13 protein-coding genes and 3 tRNA genes are annotated in these 17540 nt (G+C 38.7%); 10 read left to right on the forward strand and 6 right to left on the reverse strand.

Going from position 1 to position 17540, the window contains the following annotated elements; translation table 11 throughout:
* Positions 1 to 187: 187 nt before the first annotated feature.
* Positions 188 to 1051: an N-acetylglucosamine kinase gene (locus tag B3E00_RS21040; RefSeq protein ID WP_209582276.1), complete on the reverse strand. Its 864-nt coding sequence runs from the start codon at positions 1049 to 1051 to the stop codon at positions 188 to 190.
* Positions 1052 to 1291: 240 nt separating this feature from the next.
* Positions 1292 to 3019 (reverse strand): MFS transporter, encoded by a 1728-nt coding sequence (locus tag B3E00_RS21045; protein ID WP_209582279.1) that lies wholly within the window; start codon positions 3017 to 3019, stop codon positions 1292 to 1294.
* Positions 3020 to 3320: 301 nt separating this feature from the next.
* Here B3E00_RS21045 and rho point away from each other — a divergent pair, with 301 nt between their 5' ends.
* Together rho and pssA are read left to right on the forward strand one after the other, a co-directional pair.
* Entirely contained in the window at positions 3321 to 4823 is a 1503-nt protein-coding gene (rho, locus tag B3E00_RS21050) for a transcription termination factor Rho (protein WP_293939927.1), read from the forward strand.
* Between the two features lie 75 nt (positions 4824 to 4898).
* Positions 4899 to 5585 (forward strand): CDP-diacylglycerol--serine O-phosphatidyltransferase, encoded by a 687-nt coding sequence (gene pssA / locus B3E00_RS21055; RefSeq protein WP_293939929.1) that lies wholly within the window; start codon positions 4899 to 4901, stop codon positions 5583 to 5585.
* Here pssA and B3E00_RS21060 read toward each other — a convergent pair.
* Both B3E00_RS21060 and folK read right to left on the reverse strand, forming a co-directional pair.
* The gene (locus B3E00_RS21060; RefSeq protein ID WP_293939931.1) at positions 5582 to 5926 is read right to left on the reverse strand and encodes an Hpt domain-containing protein; all 345 of its coding nucleotides are present in this window, start codon (positions 5924 to 5926) and stop codon (positions 5582 to 5584) included. The genes pssA and B3E00_RS21060 overlap by 4 nt on opposite strands.
* Complete coding sequence (gene folK, locus B3E00_RS21065) at positions 5907 to 6410, reverse strand: 2-amino-4-hydroxy-6-hydroxymethyldihydropteridine diphosphokinase (protein WP_209582291.1); 504 nt, start codon at positions 6408 to 6410, stop codon at positions 5907 to 5909. The genes B3E00_RS21060 and folK overlap by 20 nt, the downstream gene beginning before the upstream one ends.
* Positions 6411 to 6628: 218 nt before the next feature.
* Here folK and sppA point away from each other — a divergent pair, with 218 nt between their 5' ends.
* The 3 genes from sppA (at position 6629) to B3E00_RS21080 (ending at position 10838) form a co-directional block, all read left to right on the forward strand.
* Positions 6629 to 8395, forward strand: a complete 1767-nt coding sequence (gene sppA, locus B3E00_RS21070) for a signal peptide peptidase SppA (protein ID WP_293939934.1) — start codon at positions 6629 to 6631, stop codon at positions 8393 to 8395.
* 214 nt (positions 8396 to 8609) lie between these two features.
* Positions 8610 to 9800, forward strand: coding sequence for a phosphoglycerate kinase (locus tag B3E00_RS21075; protein ID WP_293939936.1), 1191 nt, complete (start codon positions 8610 to 8612; stop codon positions 9798 to 9800).
* A 183-nt stretch (positions 9801 to 9983) separates the two neighbouring features.
* Positions 9984 to 10838, forward strand: a complete 855-nt coding sequence (locus B3E00_RS21080; protein ID WP_293939939.1) for an endonuclease/exonuclease/phosphatase family protein — start codon at positions 9984 to 9986, stop codon at positions 10836 to 10838.
* Here B3E00_RS21080 and B3E00_RS21085 read toward each other — a convergent pair.
* Positions 10835 to 13684, reverse strand: coding sequence for a hypothetical protein (locus B3E00_RS21085; RefSeq protein WP_293939941.1), 2850 nt, complete (start codon positions 13682 to 13684; stop codon positions 10835 to 10837). The genes B3E00_RS21080 and B3E00_RS21085 overlap by 4 nt on opposite strands.
* Positions 13685 to 14334: 650 nt before the next feature.
* On the opposite strand from B3E00_RS21085, the gene mgtE reads away from it, so the two are divergent.
* The 5 genes from mgtE (at position 14335) to B3E00_RS21110 (ending at position 17291) form a co-directional block, all read left to right on the forward strand.
* Complete coding sequence (mgtE, locus tag B3E00_RS21090; protein WP_293881708.1) at positions 14335 to 15711, forward strand: magnesium transporter; 1377 nt, start codon at positions 14335 to 14337, stop codon at positions 15709 to 15711.
* A gap of 248 nt (positions 15712 to 15959) precedes the next feature.
* Positions 15960 to 16033: transfer RNA gene (locus tag B3E00_RS21095), tRNA-Asn, on the forward strand.
* 51 nt (positions 16034 to 16084) lie between these two features.
* A tRNA-Asn gene (locus tag B3E00_RS21100) sits at positions 16085 to 16158 on the forward strand.
* 87 nt (positions 16159 to 16245) lie between these two features.
* Positions 16246 to 16319: transfer RNA gene (locus B3E00_RS21105), tRNA-Asn, on the forward strand.
* A 57-nt stretch (positions 16320 to 16376) separates the two neighbouring features.
* Entirely contained in the window at positions 16377 to 17291 is a 915-nt protein-coding gene (locus B3E00_RS21110) for a PfkB family carbohydrate kinase (RefSeq protein ID WP_209576051.1), read from the forward strand.
* Here B3E00_RS21110 and B3E00_RS21115 read toward each other — a convergent pair whose 3' ends face one another.
* Positions 17292 to 17537 carry a cytochrome b5 domain-containing protein gene (locus tag B3E00_RS21115; protein ID WP_209576049.1) on the reverse strand — a complete coding sequence of 82 codons (246 nt, stop codon included), beginning with the start codon at positions 17535 to 17537 and terminating at the stop codon, positions 17292 to 17294.
* Positions 17538 to 17540: the final 3 nt, after the last annotated feature.

Below are 17540 nucleotides of genomic sequence, written 5' to 3' on the forward strand. Positions count from 1 at the left end.
AATTCCCGTTATTAAATCATTAAAATATCTTGTAAAAAGGTTTAAATGGTTAATTGGAAATTAATACAAGCAACAAGTATGAGCTATTGGGGTAGTTAAGGGAGTTGGAGACTGTGGTATGCTATACTAAAAAAGGTATCCAACACAAATTGGATACCTTTTAAGTATGTTAAAGATTGTTATTCTTTTATTTGGCAGTAGCTGCCGCTCTATCAATGTGAAATTGTACCAAGTCGTCAATCGGGGAGCGTAAGATTTTACCTACTTTCATTCCATATTGTTCAGCTTTTTCAGCCAATACATTTCTGAAATTATAGCCTACTGAACCTATACAGTTGAAAGTATAGCTCTGATAATTCGGGTATTTGCTGACAAGGTTTCTGAAAAAAGCTTCAAAAGCTTCATCGACGATATTGCGCGTGTATTCGATATTCACATTATTGTCATAAACAAATTTGCTAAAACTAGCACAGAAACGATTAGGCATAGGTTTGGTATAAACCGCATCCATAATTTCGTCTTTTGTCATTTTATACGTGTTATAGAATACTTCCTTAACATCTTTGGGCATTAAATTACGAACATAATCCGCTAGTAATTTTTTACCGATATAACTACCAGAACCTTCATCACCTAAAATATAAGCACCGGAGTCGATGTTCAATGTGATTTCTTTGCCATCGTAAAGGCAGGAGTTTGTTCCTGTTCCTAGTATCGCAGCAAACCCGGCTTGAGTTCCTAATAATGCCCTTGCTGCCGCAAGAAGATCATGTCCTACTTCAACTTCAGCTGTTGTAAATACTTCTTTCAAGGCGTCAACTACGATTTGTGCTTTTTCCTTGTTGTGGACTCCGGCACCATAATAGTTTACTTCCGAGATTTTTTCAAAAGGCAAATCTTGCGGTAGTCCTTTTTTTAGGGAGTTTACAATGTATTCACTATCAACAAAATAAGGATTATACCCTTCTGTATTGAAGTAGATTTTTTTATTCGAATCGTCTAACAAACACCAGTTTGTTTTTGTTGATCCCCCGTCAGCAATGATTATCATTATTGAGTAGTTTTAATTGTGTTTATCGTTATAAAATGAGTAATCAATCATTAATCAATTCCCCGAAAATACATTTTTTAATTTTAAATATCATAATTTATCCATTGATTTTTCAAAAAATAAATTTTTGTGATTTAACCAGTATATAAAAAAACAGGCTTAGCAATATCGCTAAGCCTGTTTTTGTACTGTGTAATAAAATTGTTTAAATAGTGTACTATTTACAATTAGTGAGGGCTGTTAATGTCCTCCTTCAGCCTCTATTTCGTCAATGTTGATTCCTTGTTTTGTTAATATACCCTTCACAAATATTGCAAAGAAAACAACATAGCAGAATCCGATCAATGGTAGAATATACGAATTGTGGATACCGATAATATCTGCTAGTTTTCCTTGGATCGGAGGAAGAACACCGCCCCCAAGAATCATCATAACAAGGAACGCTGAGCCTTGTGCGGTGTATTTACCCAAACCAACAATGGATAAACTGAAAATGGAAGACCACATAATTGAACAAGCAAGACCTCCTGATAAAAAGGCATAGATAGCGATTGTACCCGATGAGAACAAGCCAACCAACATGGCAATAATTCCGAATAATCCGAAGATAATCAATGTACGAGCAGGTTTCTCTTTACTTAGGTAGAATGCTACAATTTGAAGAATAATACAAACGACATAATAATAGAGGTGTGACATTTCAAATCCAGCGAGTGTATTAACTCCAATAATAATAGAGAAGGCAATGAGTGGAACGATAATTAACAAACCGTTTTTGGTGGTTTTAGTTAAGTTAAACGCAGTTATTGCGCCTGCCCATCGGCCGATCATCATACTTCCCCAGTACATGGATACATAAGGTGTAATTTGTGATGATTGCAAATGTCCAAATTCTTTCAGGGTTAATAATTCGCCTAGGTTACTACCAATGGCTACTTCGATACCGACATAGATAAACAAGGCAAGCATACCTAAAGCCAATTGAGGGTATTTCATCGCACCCCAACCTTCTGGATTCTTTTGGGCACTTTTATTAGAGAATAACAAACCGCCAATGACAACAACCAAAGCGCCTGCTAGCCAGAGCATACGTTGGGTTTCAAGAGGTTTGGCGATTTCTTTAATCTGTGATTTGAGTTGATCGATCTGAACGGGATCCGTTAAACTTGAAACTTGCTTGTGCAATTGCTCTACTTCTAAGGCTAGATCACTTTTATAGCTTAAAAAAACGGGGGTGAACATACCGAAGAGCAAAATGGTCATAATAATCAATGTACGTAAAGCTTTGTTTGCTTTTTCCATTGGCTCGTCGCTGATCCCAGCAGGAACTTTTTTACTGAAATTAAATAGCGCTGCAGCTAAAATAAACAGCAGGCCAACGCCTATATAAAGATAGACTACTTTATTTAACGGAAGGTTGGCAATTTCGGAGTCAGAAATAGGTTCAAAAGTTCCGAATAATGAAAATCCGATAACAAGTGGGCCTATTGTTGTACCGAAAGAGTTAATACCTCCACCGAGGTTGACGCGCGAAGCTCCGGTCTTTGGATCACCCAGTAAAACTGCAAATGGATTTGCCGCGGTCTGTTGTAATGAAAAACCGAGGGCAACGACGAAGAGACCCAACAACATGCCAACATATAGGTTCACTTCGACAGCGACGATCATGGCTGCAGCACCTAAAGCTGAGAAAAGTAAGCCATAAACGATACTCTTTTTATATCCCCATTTGCCAACCAGATCTTTTCCACCGATTGAACTGAAAATAAATAGTAGCAATGCACCGATGTAATAAGCTGTATAAAAAGCAAAGTCAATCAGCTGGGATTGAAACTGATCTAAATGAAAGTAATTTTTGCAGAACGGTATAAAAACACTGTTCCCTGCCGCAATGAACCCCCAGAAGAAAAACACAATAATTAGTGTGTAAAGCGCGGGGTAATTGGTTTTAGTTTGTTGCTGTTCCATATAAGGGATCTAAAAACTTAAATTTTGAAAGGTACGAACTTATGAAAAAAAATATAAATTCAATCTAAAAATGTTGTTAAATCGTTTTACTAGCTACAATAGTAAATATTTTTTTTGAAATATTTTGAAATAACAAAATTTGTTTTTTTCTTTGTCAAGGTTCTCAATATTTAATCCGCTTCGGATTTAAAAGAAATCATTAAGTTCTTCATCTCACTTAATCTTGGAAACTCGCTTAAGTGTAATCAGAATTCAGAATAAAGCTCAAAAAGAAAATCCAAAAATCATACACAACACATTAATGGATATTAACGAATTAAACGCTAAACTCGTATCAGAATTGCGCGAGATTGCTAAGTTGATCGGTATCGCAGATGCTGATAAATTGCGTAAACAAGAATTAATCGAAAGAATTAGTAATACTGGCGCAGAAGAGGAAGCCGCTCCAGCTTCAGCTGAAAAAGTATCAAAAGTAGAGGAAGATAGTCAGGAACATGCTGAACGTACACGTAAACGTGTGCGGACCATTAAAACTGCGGAACCTGTAACGGTGAGGAAACGTGAAGGTTCTGAGCATGAAGAAACCCCCGTTGCAGCCGAGGATACAGCAGCAGCAGCAGATAAAGGTGCCCAACCTGAAAAAACCATTCAAACTCCTAAAGCAGAAAGCACTTCTTCAAGTACAGATTTCGACAATGTAATTGTTAATGAGGGGGTATTGGAAATCATGCCTGATGGTTATGGCTTCTTACGTTCTTCAGACTATAATTATTTGACATCTCCTGATGATATTTATGTATCACAATCTCAAATCAAATTATTTGGTCTGAAAACGGGTGATACTGTTCGTGGTTGTATCCGTCCTCCTAAAGAGGGGGAAAAATATTTTCCTTTGGTCAGAGTAGAGGCTATCAATGGACAAAATCCTGCAGAGGTACGTGATCGTGTACCATTTGATTATTTGACACCATTATTCCCAGATGAGCGTTTAAATTTGGATATGGGCGTTGGAAATTATTCTACGCGTATCATGGATTTATTTACGCCTATCGGTAAGGGGCAACGTGGATTAATCGTTGCGCAGCCAAAAACTGGTAAAACGAACTTGTTGAAAGAGGTTGCGAATGCTATAGCAAAAAATCATCCGGAAGTTTATCTGATCATTTTACTAATCGATGAACGCCCCGAGGAGGTTACCGATATGGCAAGAAGCGTCCGTGCTGAAGTTGTTTCTTCAACATTTGATGAACCGGCTGACCGTCATGTAAAAATTGCGAATATCGTGCTTGAAAAAGCAAAACGTATGGTAGAGTGCGGACACGATGTTGTGATTTTACTAGACTCTATAACAAGATTAGCGCGGGCCTACAATACGGTTGCTCCTGCATCAGGTAAGATTTTGTCAGGGGGTGTGGATGCCAATGCGCTACATAAGCCAAAACGTTTCTTCGGTGCTGCTAGAAATATCGAAAACGGTGGTTCATTGACTATTTTAGCTACTGCATTGACAGATACAGGATCTAAAATGGATGAAGTTATTTTTGAGGAATTCAAAGGTACGGGTAATATGGAATTACAGCTGGATCGTAAATTGGCAAACAAACGTATCTTCCCGGCAATCGATATTACAGCATCCAGTACGCGTCGCGATGATTTGTTGACCGACAAAGAAACATTGCAACGTATTTGGGTACTTCGTAACCATTTATCCGATATGAATTCTACTGAGGCCATGGAATTTTTACAAGGACAATTGCGTGGAACTAAATCGAATGAAGAATTTTTGATCAGTATGAATGGATAATTCCATCAAATTTTGATATTTTAGCCATCATTTGATTAAAAATGATGGCTTTTTTTTATAAAGTAGATCCTGTACATGAAAAAACATATTCCTAATTTGCTGACTTGTCTAAATTTATTTAGCGGGTGTATCGCTGTATTAATGGCATTACAAGGTAATATTAAAATTGTTACCATCTGTGTGTTCGCGTCGGGGGTATTTGATTTTTTTGACGGAATGGTGGCGCGTCTTCTTCATGTTAAATCGCCGATTGGGAAGGAACTTGACTCGTTGGCCGATATGGTTAGTTTTGGCTTTTTACCTGGAACAATCATGTTTACTTTGTTGTCAAAGGTATTTCCTGATGGCTCTTTATTTCCTTATTTGGGATTTATTATTACAGTTTTCTCGGCTTTGCGTTTAGCCAAGTTCAATCTAGATGAGCGCCAAACCTCTGATTTCATCGGTCTCAATACACCAATGAATACATTTTATGTTCTCTCACTTCCGTATATTGCTGACACCTATCCCCAATTTGTTTTAAATCCGTTGATTTTAATCAGTAGTGTTCTTTTAACAAGTTATCTGTTGGTGAGTGAAATTAGGTTGTTTTCGATGAAATTTAGTTCGATGGAATGGAAAGCAAATAAATATCGTTTTATATTTCTGATCTTGACTTTGATCTTTTTTATGATTGGTCAATTTATGGCTCTTCCCATTATTCTTATTTTGTATTTCATCTTATCTGCATTGCATTTCAATAAAAAAAACGATCTGGCTTAGATCGTTTTTTCATATTGTTCCAATTCAAAAAGGAGTTCCTTCATCTCGATATCGATGATACAGAAAGTTGCCCGCAGTATCTCTAAAGAATCCTTGTTTTTTGCGTGGTTCTCCAACTCTTCAAATTTTTCTTTCAGATGAAAAGCACCTATATAGTCCATTGTCGGTTTGATATGATGGGCGGCATCGCCAATTTTCTGCAGGTTACCTTCAGCTAGTGCCTGGCGGAGTTTATCGAGATCGACAGGTGTTTGAATAAGGTACATTGATACAAATTGTTTAATTAATTCTTGATTGTCGAACATGTTTAGGCTGATCAGTTCAATGTCGAGATGGTTCATCGTTGCTTGTTTTCTTTACAGGTAAATCGTCTTTGCATTTATCCAATAAATATACATTATTTTTTTTGTAAACAGGGTGAACATAGTCTGGGGCTATTTCCGCCAACGGTTCGAGTGTAAACCTACGTTGGGCAATGTAGGGGTGTGGAATCTGAAGGGATGGTAGGTCGATGATTTCTTGGTTGAAGTAGAGTAGGTCGATGTCAATAACTCTTTCGCCCCACTTTTCTTTACGCACGCGTCCTAGTTCCTGTTCGATATGCTGTGTTAGTTTTAAGCATGCTAAGGGCGGTAATTTGGATGCTACCAAGATAACCTGATTTAAAAAAGCTGGTTGGTCTTTCACTCCCCAGGCAGCAGTTTCATAAATTGACGACGCTTCAATTATCTCTCCAGCATGTTTCTCGAGCTGCTTTCTCGCTAAATTAAGCTGCTGAAAGCGATCCCCTAGATTGGTGCCCAATAGGATATATATTTTATTCATACTGCTAAAATAAGCTTTTGAGGGATTTAATGATGAAGTTTGCCTTTTAATTCCATCTGATTATGCAAATTTTTGTTAGCAAGTCAGCTCACTTTGCTAAGAAAATATGATATAGATGAAATAAAAGACTGTGTGAATAAAAAATATTGCATTACCTTTAATGGAAAATAGCGCGTTCGATTAGAAGAATTGTTCTTAATCGGATATAATTATAAAATATGAAATCATTTTTTAAGTATGTACTGGCAACAATTACAGGGATTGTGATCTCTTTTGTTGTGTTGTTTATTGTTTTGATGGGAATTATTGGAGCGATTATCAGCTCGGCATCCTCTGATCAGGAGATTGTAGTGAAGAGTAACTCGGTTTTATACCTTTCTTTTGATTATGATATTACCGAAAGAAGTGAAGCCAATCCGCTTGGAAGTCTCAATCTTCCCGGTTATTCGACCAAAAATATTGGACTAGATGATATTTTGGCAAGGATCAAATATGCGGCTACAGATGGAAACATTAAGGGTATTTATTTAGATGCGAGTCATATCGGCGTGGGTTTTGCGAGTTTAAAGGAAATAAGAGACGAGCTTTTAGCCTTTAAGAAAACAGGGAAATTTGTAGTTGCGTACAATACCGGGTATGATCAAAAGGCTTATTATGTAGCAAGTACGGCTGACAAAGTGTATGTTAACCCACAGGGGTCGATCGATTTTAGAGGTTTGGCAAGTTCTACGATGTTTTATAAAGACTTGCTGGACAAGGTTGGTGTAGAGATGCAAATTGTTAAGGTAGGCACCTTTAAAAGTGCTGTTGAACCTTACTTTTTGAATAAAATGAGTGACCCCAACCGTTTGCAGGTAACCTCTTATTTGGGTAGTATATATACTACTTTTATTGATGAAATAGCGGCAAGCAGAAAAATTTCTTCAGATTCATTACGGGCAATAGCAAATGACTATCGGGTTCGGGATGCGGAAGATGCAGTAAGATATAAGCTTGCAGACGCTAAGCTGTATAAAGATGAGCTTTTGTCGGACTTAAGAAAGCGTTTGAAGATTTCGGAAAAAGATGATATATCTTTCGTTTCTTTATTGGATTATAATAAGAAAACGAAAGAAGATACCAGCGGTTCTGAAATTGCAGTACTCTATGCTGCTGGAGAAATTGTGGACGGTGAGGGAGCCGCGGCCGGCGAAATCGGAGGTGACAAATTTTCCCGGGAACTTCGGAAACTAAGAGAAGACGATGCTGTTAAGGCGGTTGTTTTGCGTGTCAATTCACCGGGAGGGTCTGCTTTAGCTTCAGATATTATTTGGCGAGAAGTTATTTTGACCAAGAAAGTAAAGCCTGTTATCGTATCGATGGGCGATTTGGCTGCTTCAGGAGGATATTACATCTCGGCAGCTGCGGACTCAATATTTGCTGAACCCACCACAATTACTGGGTCTATCGGCGTATTTGGTGTGATTCCAAATTTTCAGAATCTGATGAACAATAAAATCGGAGTACATTACGATGGCGTAAAAACAGGCAGGTTTGCCGATTTGATGACTTCTTTTGATCGGCCGCTGACAGCAGAGGAAAGAAGTATCATCCAGAGTCAAGTTGATAAAGTTTATGGAACTTTTACAAAGGTTGTCGCTGATGGACGTAAATTGTCTGTGGCAGATGTTGATAGTATTGGTCAGGGAAGAGTTTGGACTGGAGCCCAGGGGGTGACGAATAAATTGGTAGACCGTTTGGGGAATCTGGATGCCGCTATTCAGGCTGCTGCTAAAAAGGCAAAATTGAGTACCTATAAAGTGTCCCAATATCCGGAAAAAGATGATCCTTTTACTACAATATTAAATAATTCGAAAGAAAGAATCCAAATTTGGATAGCAAAAGAACAAATGGGTGAATACTACCGTTATTTTGACGTGATGAAGAAAGCTACTGCACAGACAGGTGTGCAGGCTAGAATTCCTTATACGGTCGAAATTCATTAATTGCGGTTCAGACTGGATGAGCGAGGCTACGTTTGTCCAAAGTTTTTAGTGAGGTACAACAATACAGGCGATACTTACTTTGGGGCACGGAAAATTCCATTCGAGGTAAGAATTGCCCTTAATAAATAATAATTCTAATGAAAGCAAATGCTTTTTTTTATATTTAGCTGGTCGTTTGACAAAATGACTAATCTAAAATCAATAAAGTTACATAATGAAAACAGTAGACGATTTAAATTTTGCAGGTAAAAAGGCCTTGGTACGTGTTGATTTCAACGTACCGTTGGATGAAAATTTCAATATTACGGATGATAATCGTATCCAGGGTGCTGCTCCAACAATAAAGAAGATTTTGAATGATGGTGGAAGCGTGATATTGATGTCCCATTTAGGAAGGCCAAAAGACGGTCCTACTGATAAGTATTCATTAAAACATATTGTTGCGCATCTTTCTCAGGTTTTAGGTACTGATGTTCAGTTTGCCAATGATTGTATCGGTACAGAGGCTGTAGAAAAAGCTGCGGCTTTACAGGCTGGTCAGGTGTTGTTGCTCGAAAACCTTCGTTTCTATAAAGAAGAAGAAAAAGGAGATGTTGGATTTGCGGAAAAGTTGTCAAAATTAGGTGATGTCTATGTAAATGATGCTTTCGGTACGGCACATAGAGCGCATGCTTCGACAGCAATTGTTGCCCAATTTTTTCCCGCAGCTAAGTATAGTGGTTATCTGATGGCAGCCGAGGTTGGAAATGCAGAGAAAGTATTGAATAACCCGGTTAGACCTTTTACTGCAATTATGGGAGGAGCGAAAGTTTCAGATAAAATTCAATTGATCGAGGCGCTGTTGGATAAAGTTGATAATCTTCTTATAGGAGGAGGTATGGCCTATACATTTATTAAAGCCAGAGGTGGAGAAATCGGTAAGTCATTGGTTGAGATGGACAAACTTGATTTAGCGAATGAGCTTGTTCAAAAGGCGAAAGAAAAAGGTGTAAACTTAGTTATTCCTACTGATGCGCAGATAGCAGATGCATTCTCGAATGATGCCAATGTATATGATGGACCAAATGATCAAATTCCTGCAGATTTGCAAGGCTTGGATATTGGTCAGGATTCTGCAGCAAACTTTGCGTCGATCATCAAAAATTCTAAAACAGTTCTTTGGAATGGTCCAATGGGTGTGTTTGAATTTGATACTTTCGCAAAAGGTACTAAAGCGGTGGCTGATGCAGTTGTGGAAGCAACGAAGAACGGAGCTTTTTCTTTGATAGGTGGTGGTGATTCTGCTGCTGCTGTAAGTAAATTCGGTATGACTGAAGATGTAAGTTATGTCAGTACAGGCGGTGGTGCTCTTTTGGAATACATGGAAGGAAAGGTGCTTCCTGGCGTAAAGGCACTCGAAGATTAATATAAATTGAATTTTTTGGAAAAGGGACAGCATTGGGTTGTCCCTTTTTTATTTTATGGATCGCGCTATCGCTCGTGCTGAACTATGGATGTAATGTCAGATTATATCAATTATCCGTTAATTATCTGTACAGTACTCGTGAGTTTTTATTGTAATTGCTAAATTTATCAGACAAGGTTATATATGCAGATATCGATGGATGCAAATAAGAATAGAGAAAAAATAAGTTCCGGTTTTTTTTCAGTGCTGACGTATAATGTCGCGGGATTACCCGGGATTATTTCGTCGGCAATTACAGGTAGAAGCAGGAGTATTGCCGAAATTGGAAGGAAGATCAATCCTTTTGATATCGTGAATGTGCAGGAAGATTTTAACTACAATAGAAGTTTGTATTTAGGCGGTAATTTACATCCATATCGTACAAAAACAAAGGGCCGTGTTCCCTTTGGTGATGGTTTAAATACCCTGTCTCATTTCCCAATGACTGATGTTATCCGTATTCCATGGAAAAAACGTACGGGGGCAGATTTTTTAACACCCAAGGGCTTTACTTTTGTTCAAGTGGAGATTGTGCCTGATGTCTGGCTGGATGTCTACAATGTCCATGCAAATGCACAAAATAGCAGAAAAGCTTCAAGTGCACGTCGCGATAATCTGAATCAGTTGCGCGATTATATCCGTGAACATTCGGGCGATAGGTCAATTCTTGTGATGGGCGATTTTAATGCACATTATAGTTTTTGTGATGATAATCTGCATGATTTTATGGGTTCAACGGCTTTGGTTGATAGCTGGGTTGAACTGGAAAATGGGGGCTTAGTGCCAGAGGCTCGCCACGAGTTTAAACCCCAGCATATGTTGTCGATATGTAATCAGAGCGAATCCATTGATAAGATTCTTTACAGGAGTAGCAGTGACCTCAGTCTTGCTGCCCGGGACTATAATATAGAAAACAATCTATTCACAAATGTCAAGGGGCTGCCGTTGTCGGATCATTATGCGTTGGCACTCAATTTTAATTGGGCGATCCACCCTTAGTAGCTGTAACTTAGACTGAATGTTGGAACTATACGTTGCGTTGTCGTGTTGTCATTGATATAGGTTCCCTTAATGATGAATTCGAAATCCGGAAGCGGATATCTGAAGGCGTTAAAGTCAAGTGAAACGTATGCGCCGAAGCTTTTTGGTGAAACGTCAGTGTGTTTGTGAATATTTTGATAGTCGGCGAACATTCCGCCTTTTACGCGCTTAATATAAGCCAGTGACCCTAATCCAAGGTCGGGATAAGCTATTGGAAAACGGTAGTTGACCAATACGGTATTTTTTACTTTTTCATATTTGTAATAGCTAAATCCGCTCACTAAAGGGATATCGTTGATATATTGATAAATTCCCGATCCTGTTTGGGCACTCAATCGGATCTGAAAACCGTGATTGCTCCTAAACCCTGGAAGATAAAATATTGTTCGTGCCGATAGGATATCACCTTTTGCGTGGTTTTCAAAGGGCGTATGTCGATAGGTGACACTCATATTTTGCCCCCATCTTGGGTAAAGATCCATTCTGGCCATTCGGGCGTTGCGATTGAGATAAAGCTGGTATGTCAATGGAAAGGCGGTTTCATCATTAAAATTTTTGACATCGGTACGGCTCAGATCATAACGTTTAAGATAGGCGGTAGCCAGGTTGAAACCGGTGGAATAGATGTAGTCTCTTCTGTAAAAGGAAATGGGGATAGCGATTTGTGAGGATATATAATGCTCCCTCCAGTCAAAGCGGATGCTGCTATCCGGTTTGTTAGGGATGCTTGCCGCGGCGATCTGCCCCCTGTTTTCGTAACGCAAGGAAAATTTTGGAAAGTATTTATTGTAAGTAAGTTCGGCGGAATATATTCCTTTTCGAATATCCGTATCGTATTCGTATCCTAATGCAATTTGTGTGGTGTTTAAGATGTTGTTTGACAACCAGAACACGCCAGGTTTAAAGTTGTCAAAACTCTCAAAATTACTGCTGCTTAAGGAAAGACTATGAAAATTGAAGGTTCGTCCGAGACCATTATAGGGGACGATTTGGCTATACTGACTGGTATCTACTGGGATTGAAGCGATGTTTTTGACACTGTCTTTGGTCAATGCAGTAGCGTAGTAGTGTGAAAAATAATCCGTTTCGGGAGCAATAGCAAATGAGGTGTCAATAGATGTTTGACCGATTTTATAACCATCAAATTGGTAATCATTGAAGAATAATTGTTTAGTTTCTTTATCGTAAAATGGGTTAAATGCGCCAAACTGTGCCTTCGTCAGAAGTTCCTTGTTGCCGGTTAAAAGGTCTATTGTGTAGATGTTGTCGATACCATTAAAGTTTGCTTTTGCCATAATTTTCGTACTCGAAAGGTATTGTGGTCGCTCAAATTGCTGACTCCCCCAAGCTGTTAGGTTAGTAATTTTATCACTTTTTAGATCAATTTCGCATATAGCAGTTCCTGTTTGTGACAATCGTATAGCGATAACTTTGTCGCCTTGGGCGTTGAAAGCAGGATGTTGGAGCTGTTCAGCATCACTTATTTTGATCCGTTTGACGACAGTGTTGTTTTTAAGGCTTATTAGCGTTAGATAACTATCGTTGGATAAATCTACTTCGACGCAAGCGATGACCTCCTCTAATGGGCTAAAAACAGGTGAATAATATCTAGATTGCTTGGTAATCTGTTTAATTTTTCCTGTTTGGAGGTTCATGATATTAATGATGCTATATGTTCGCTTATTGAAACGGGGGTCTTTGTGAAGCTCATCCCACATGATGTAGTGACTATTTACATCGAAATGTGCCGTTAGTTGGATGCCCGTTTTAACCAGCATATTTTCTGCTTTTGTTGACGTATCAAAAGTATATATAGCGTTTGTCTTTTGTGGATTTTCCCGGATAAAATAGATCGTCCCATTCTTGTATTTCGGCAATAAATTGCTGTTATAATATCGGTTGTTTTTTTTGTCTATTTCTGTGTATTTTTTGTAGTGATAATTGGCTGTTTTTGTCTTCCATATTGTGTCCAAATTTGCAATAGTTTTACGGTATAGATAGGCGCTATTCCCACCGATTTTTTTCTTTAAGACACGATTGATATTATAAGGGAACAGTGGTTTTCGATTTAGTTCTGAAAAGAGATCCGCTTCATAATTTGGCGGCAATTCTGATTTTAACGTCGAGGTCATCAGATAGCCTATTGTGTAGTAACTGGGAACGATATCTTTATAGGATCCCAATAAATATTTATTAAAACTATAGTTACGATTTGTTTGAAAGTTGGCTTTTATCGGCATTTCAAAAGCGGGTAATCTTCCCCTTCCTCCTTCAGAATATAGGGTCTCCGTCAGGGTGGCATCGCCTTCGAAGTACCACGAAGGAACAGTCAGTCCATAGTAAGCAAGAGCGAGCTGCTCAAAAAATGGTGCGCGTAATTTTTCTGTCAATTTGTCAAACTGATTGACGTGCCTAGACTCGTGAAGGATCAAATTGGGTAACCAAGTTTGGTTGTCGGGCTCTGCTCCAGCGGTGCTATATAACTCAGATTTACGCGGCGATAACTGGACAAAACCATTTGTTTGGAGGTTGGTGTTGTGAATAATGAAGGGAATCTTTCTAGGTTTAATTTTATAGTTTCTTGAAGTTGCACGGAGTGATCGGCTAAGTTGATCCGCTAGGGTGGGGGCTTTGTCCTTCATTTCCGCTGGGAAAATAAGTTGAAAATTTGCTGTCTCAATCTTCAGCCATTTTTGGCTTGAAGGTGCTTGGCTATCTTCAAAAAACTGAGCAAAAGATTTTTTTGAAGATATGGTTAATGTGATTGATGTTAATAAACTGATAATTATATGTTTATGATTCATTATTTTTCATATATGAGGGTTTTGCTATTTTTTTTAGTTTTATTTTTCCTTTATATGTCAACTTTAAGTTTCTATATTTAGTATTTAACTATTGAATATTAGATGTTTGTATATTTTTAATTTCTTTTTTTTATTATATTTTTTTTGTCTAAAATAGGCTTGAAAAGTGTTTAGGATATTACTTGAATGTTCCTTTACTTAACAGGTTAAAGCACACGACGAATATACTTAAATAATTGGCGATTCAATGATTTTGCACTAAAAATTTGATCGCTTTTTTTAATCGGTTTCTCTGACTTTATTGCTTTGGCACTTGCACTGGATTTGTGCGTGAACGGGTGCTGAATTCATTTTTTTTGTTGTGGAAAGTCACGTAGTAAGTTTTAAATAGATAGGTCATATCTTTTCCTTTTCACATTGTACCTATTAGAGGTGATCATGTAATTAGATTAGCCTTTTTCTACATAATGACATAATGTCTTGTTTTTGTGTTGAGAGGTGGATTGCAATTACGATGTGCATGCGAAATACCTTGCTCAATAACTGCATTTTATTATTTATTTTTTTATGCAGAATTTGCTTTAAAAAAGCGATTTTTGTAACATATAAATTTTGTGTAGATGTAGGATTTTTTAAATGGATTAGGAGATATGGAAGAACTGGAAATGCAGGTGAATCAAATAGAGCAATTGATAGCAAGTGGAGATGTTGTTGGTCTGGAAGAATTTTTGAATGAATTGAATATTTCTGAAGTAGAGGAGCTGATTGATGAACTGCCCGAACATGGTTCGCTATTTATAGAGTCATTAAATTTGAACCGTGCAGTAAACGTTTTTCGTATCCTGGATTTTCCTACGCAGAACAGGATTTTTAAAAAGCTTTCTAAAGCAAAAATAAGCGCCCTAATTAACGAGTTACCACCGGATGATCGTACCTCATTTTTTTCCGAAATGAAGGATGATATCAAGCATTTAATTTTATTGTTACCGCCCAAAGATCGCGTTGAGGCATTGGCGCTGCTAGGGTACCCGGAGGATAGTGTTGGACGCTTAATGACCCCTGATTATATCACCGTAAAAGAGCATTGGAGTATTGAGCGGATATTGGGTCATATCAGGCGTTATGGAAGGGATTCTGAGACGATAGATGTATTGTATGTGATTGATGGTGCGGGTAAGCTAATTGATGATATACGCATCAAAGATGTATTGATGGCGGAGCCCGATACAGTGGTTGGGGAATTGATCGATCATCGCTTAATATCGTTAAATGCTTATGACCCGCAGGAGGAAGCAATCAACATCTTCCGGATGAATAATCGGGTGGCCTTGCCTGTTGTTGATGAACATGGCGTGATGTTGGGGATTGTTACCGTTGATGATATTCTTTGGGTTGCCAACGAGGAGTATACCGAAGACATGCAGCGTATCGGGGGAACCGAGGCATTGGATGAGCCCTATCTGGATGTATCGATTAAGAACTTGGTGAAGAAGAGAGCCGGTTGGCTTATTGTGCTTTTTCTTGGGCAACTTTTGACAGCGACAGTGATTGAACATTTTGAAGAGCAAATGGCGAGTGCGATTATGTTATTCGCGCTGATGCCTGTTATTATTTCCAGCGGTGGGAATAGTGGTTCACAGGCGTCGACATTGATTATTCAGGCTATGGCTTTGGGGGAAGTTACGCTAGGCGACTGGTGGCGGGTGATGCGCAGGGAGATCATATCGGGCTTGCTCTTGGGACTTATTTTGGGTACATTAGGTTTTGTAAGGATCATGGCTTGGCAGTCTTTTGCACATAGCTATGGGGAGTACTGGGTACTGGTTGCGTTGGTTATTTCTTTATCCTTAGTCGGTGTTGTACTATGGGGGTCGCTAATGGGATCTATGTTGCCTTTTGTGATGAAGCGGCTAGGAGCTGATCCTGCGAGTTCGTCGGCACCCTTTGTGTCGACTTTGGTCGATGTCACCGGCTTGTTGATTTATTTTAGCGTGGCTACGCTTATTTTGAAAGATGTATTGCTTTAAGTGGGATCGAATTTGCATTATTAGTGATGGATATGTTCATATTCTTCGCTAACAAAAGAACAGTAAAGTTCGTTTCGAAGCTGAGAAAGGGGTTTTTTAAAGTGGAGTGGGAAAATAAAAATAAATTATTCTAATTGGAATTTAGGAAGTTGTAAAAAATGTGCTCAAAAAATTTGTAGTATTCTAATAATCTTCCGATACTTGCATCACGGAAACGCAATAGGGTCTCCGGAAAAATTGAAAAATACTCCTGAATAGCTCAGCAGGTTAGAGCATCTGACTGTTAATCAGAGGGTCGCTGGTTCGAGCCCAGCTTCAGGAGCAATGCGATAACTTACATAACCGGGGTTATCTATACTATTCAATTTTTCATTCCTGAATAGCTCAGCCGGTTAGAGCATCTGACTGTTAATCAGAGGGTCGCTGGTTCGAGCCCAGCTTCAGGAGCAGCAATGCAATAATTTTATTTGCATAACAAATTAAAATGTACTACTTTTGTACACTCAATGAGAAAGTAATTTCTCGGGATTAAATTCCTGAATAGCTCAGCAGGTTAGAGCATCTGACTGTTAATCAGAGGGTCGCTGGTTCGAGCCCAGCTTCAGGAGCAATATTTAAACCGGCTTTATGCCGGTTTTTTTGTTTACCATGCTTATAAAAAGACTATGAGTTTAGTAATTATTGGTACGGTGGCTTTCGACACAATAGAGACGCCGTTCGGTAAAACTGACAAAATTCTAGGTGGTGCCGGCACATTCGCAAGTCTGGCGGCATCCTATCTGTGTGATCAAATCAAGTTGGTCAGCGTTGTTGGAGAAGATTTTGGAAACGACCATTTTGATCTTATCAAGAACCGTGGTATAGATGTAACGGGCGTGCAGGTGATAAATGGCGGGCAAACTTTTTATTGGTCGGGCAGATATCATAATGACATGAATAGCCGCGATACTTTAGCTACGGACTTAAATGTATTGGCTGAATTTGACCCCATTATTCCAGAGAGCTACCAGGATTGTGAATATCTTCTCTTAGGTAACCTTACCCCTCAAATACAATTGACAACCTTGGCGCGCTTAAAACACAAGCCGAAGTTAGTTGTACTCGATACAATGAATTACTGGATGAATGTTGCGATGGATGACTTAAGAAAGGTTCTTCTGAAGGTGGATGTATTAGCTATAAATGATTCAGAAGCCAGACAACTATCTGGCGAATATTCTCTTGTTAAGGCTGCAAAAGTTATTTTAGAAATGGGGCCGCGCTATTTAATTATTAAAAAGGGTGAGCACGGTGCACTTCTTTTCGGTGAGAATCAGATTTTTTCTGCTCCGGCACTTCCCCTGGCAGATGTTTTCGATCCAACCGGTGCAGGTGATTCCTTTGCAGGAGGTTTTATTGGATATCTAGCGAAAGTAAAAAGTATAAACTTTACAAATATGAAGAATGCGTTGATTTTCGGTTCTGCGCTAGCTTCATTTTGTGTAGAGAAATTTGGAACAGATCGCTTGGTTAGCCTCACTCAAGAGGACATACAAAAGCGATTGAACGCGTTTGTAGCCCTGTCTCAGTTTAATTTATAATCACTTATCTTTCAGTTTTCCGATAATTTGGAATTTTAAAAATACAGCGTCTGAATGAGGAGCGTCTTGAAGCTCCTCAGTTAGATCTTGTCCAGCCCAATGCTCGTAATGCATGCCATTTTTCCACAGTCTACTTTCGCCGACATCATAAATGTATCCACGATAGGCAACCCAGATCTGCGGTTTGTCGCAGCCGTTCCTTAAAGCCAATTGACTTTTGCTATATTCTAATAATTCCTCTGCCATTAG

It is taken from the genome of Sphingobacterium sp. UBA5996, assembly GCF_002429765.1.
In the GTDB taxonomy this organism is placed as follows: Bacteria; Bacteroidota; Bacteroidia; order Sphingobacteriales; family Sphingobacteriaceae; genus Sphingobacterium.

Bases quoted from the DNA above. Each gene is read 5' to 3' on its own strand.
- sppA (WP_293939934.1), top strand. From the start codon at position 6,629: ATGAAATCATTTTTTAAGTATGTACTGGCAACAATTACAGGGATTGTG.
- B3E00_RS21075 (WP_293939936.1), top strand. From the start codon at position 8,610: ATGAAAACAGTAGACGATTTAAATTTTGCAGGTAAAAAGGCCTTGGTA.
- B3E00_RS21085 (WP_293939941.1), bottom strand. From the start codon at position 13,684: ATGAATCATAAACATATAATTATCAGTTTATTAACATCAATCACATTA.
- rho (WP_293939927.1), top strand. From the start codon at position 3,321: ATGGATATTAACGAATTAAACGCTAAACTCGTATCAGAATTGCGCGAG.
- B3E00_RS21080 (WP_293939939.1), top strand. From the start codon at position 9,984: ATGCAGATATCGATGGATGCAAATAAGAATAGAGAAAAAATAAGTTCC.
- B3E00_RS21060 (WP_293939931.1), bottom strand. From the start codon at position 5,926: ATGAACCATCTCGACATTGAACTGATCAGCCTAAACATGTTCGACAAT.
- mgtE (WP_293881708.1), top strand. From the start codon at position 14,335: ATGGAAGAACTGGAAATGCAGGTGAATCAAATAGAGCAATTGATAGCA.
- B3E00_RS21040 (WP_209582276.1), bottom strand. From the start codon at position 1,051: ATGATAATCATTGCTGACGGGGGATCAACAAAAACAAACTGGTGTTTG.
- pssA (WP_293939929.1), top strand. From the start codon at position 4,899: ATGAAAAAACATATTCCTAATTTGCTGACTTGTCTAAATTTATTTAGC.
- folK (WP_209582291.1), bottom strand. From the start codon at position 6,410: ATGAATAAAATATATATCCTATTGGGCACCAATCTAGGGGATCGCTTT.
- B3E00_RS21115 (WP_209576049.1), bottom strand. From the start codon at position 17,537: ATGGCAGAGGAATTATTAGAATATAGCAAAAGTCAATTGGCTTTAAGG.
- B3E00_RS21110 (WP_209576051.1), top strand. From the start codon at position 16,377: ATGAGTTTAGTAATTATTGGTACGGTGGCTTTCGACACAATAGAGACG.
- B3E00_RS21045 (WP_209582279.1), bottom strand. From the start codon at position 3,019: ATGGAACAGCAACAAACTAAAACCAATTACCCCGCGCTTTACACACTA.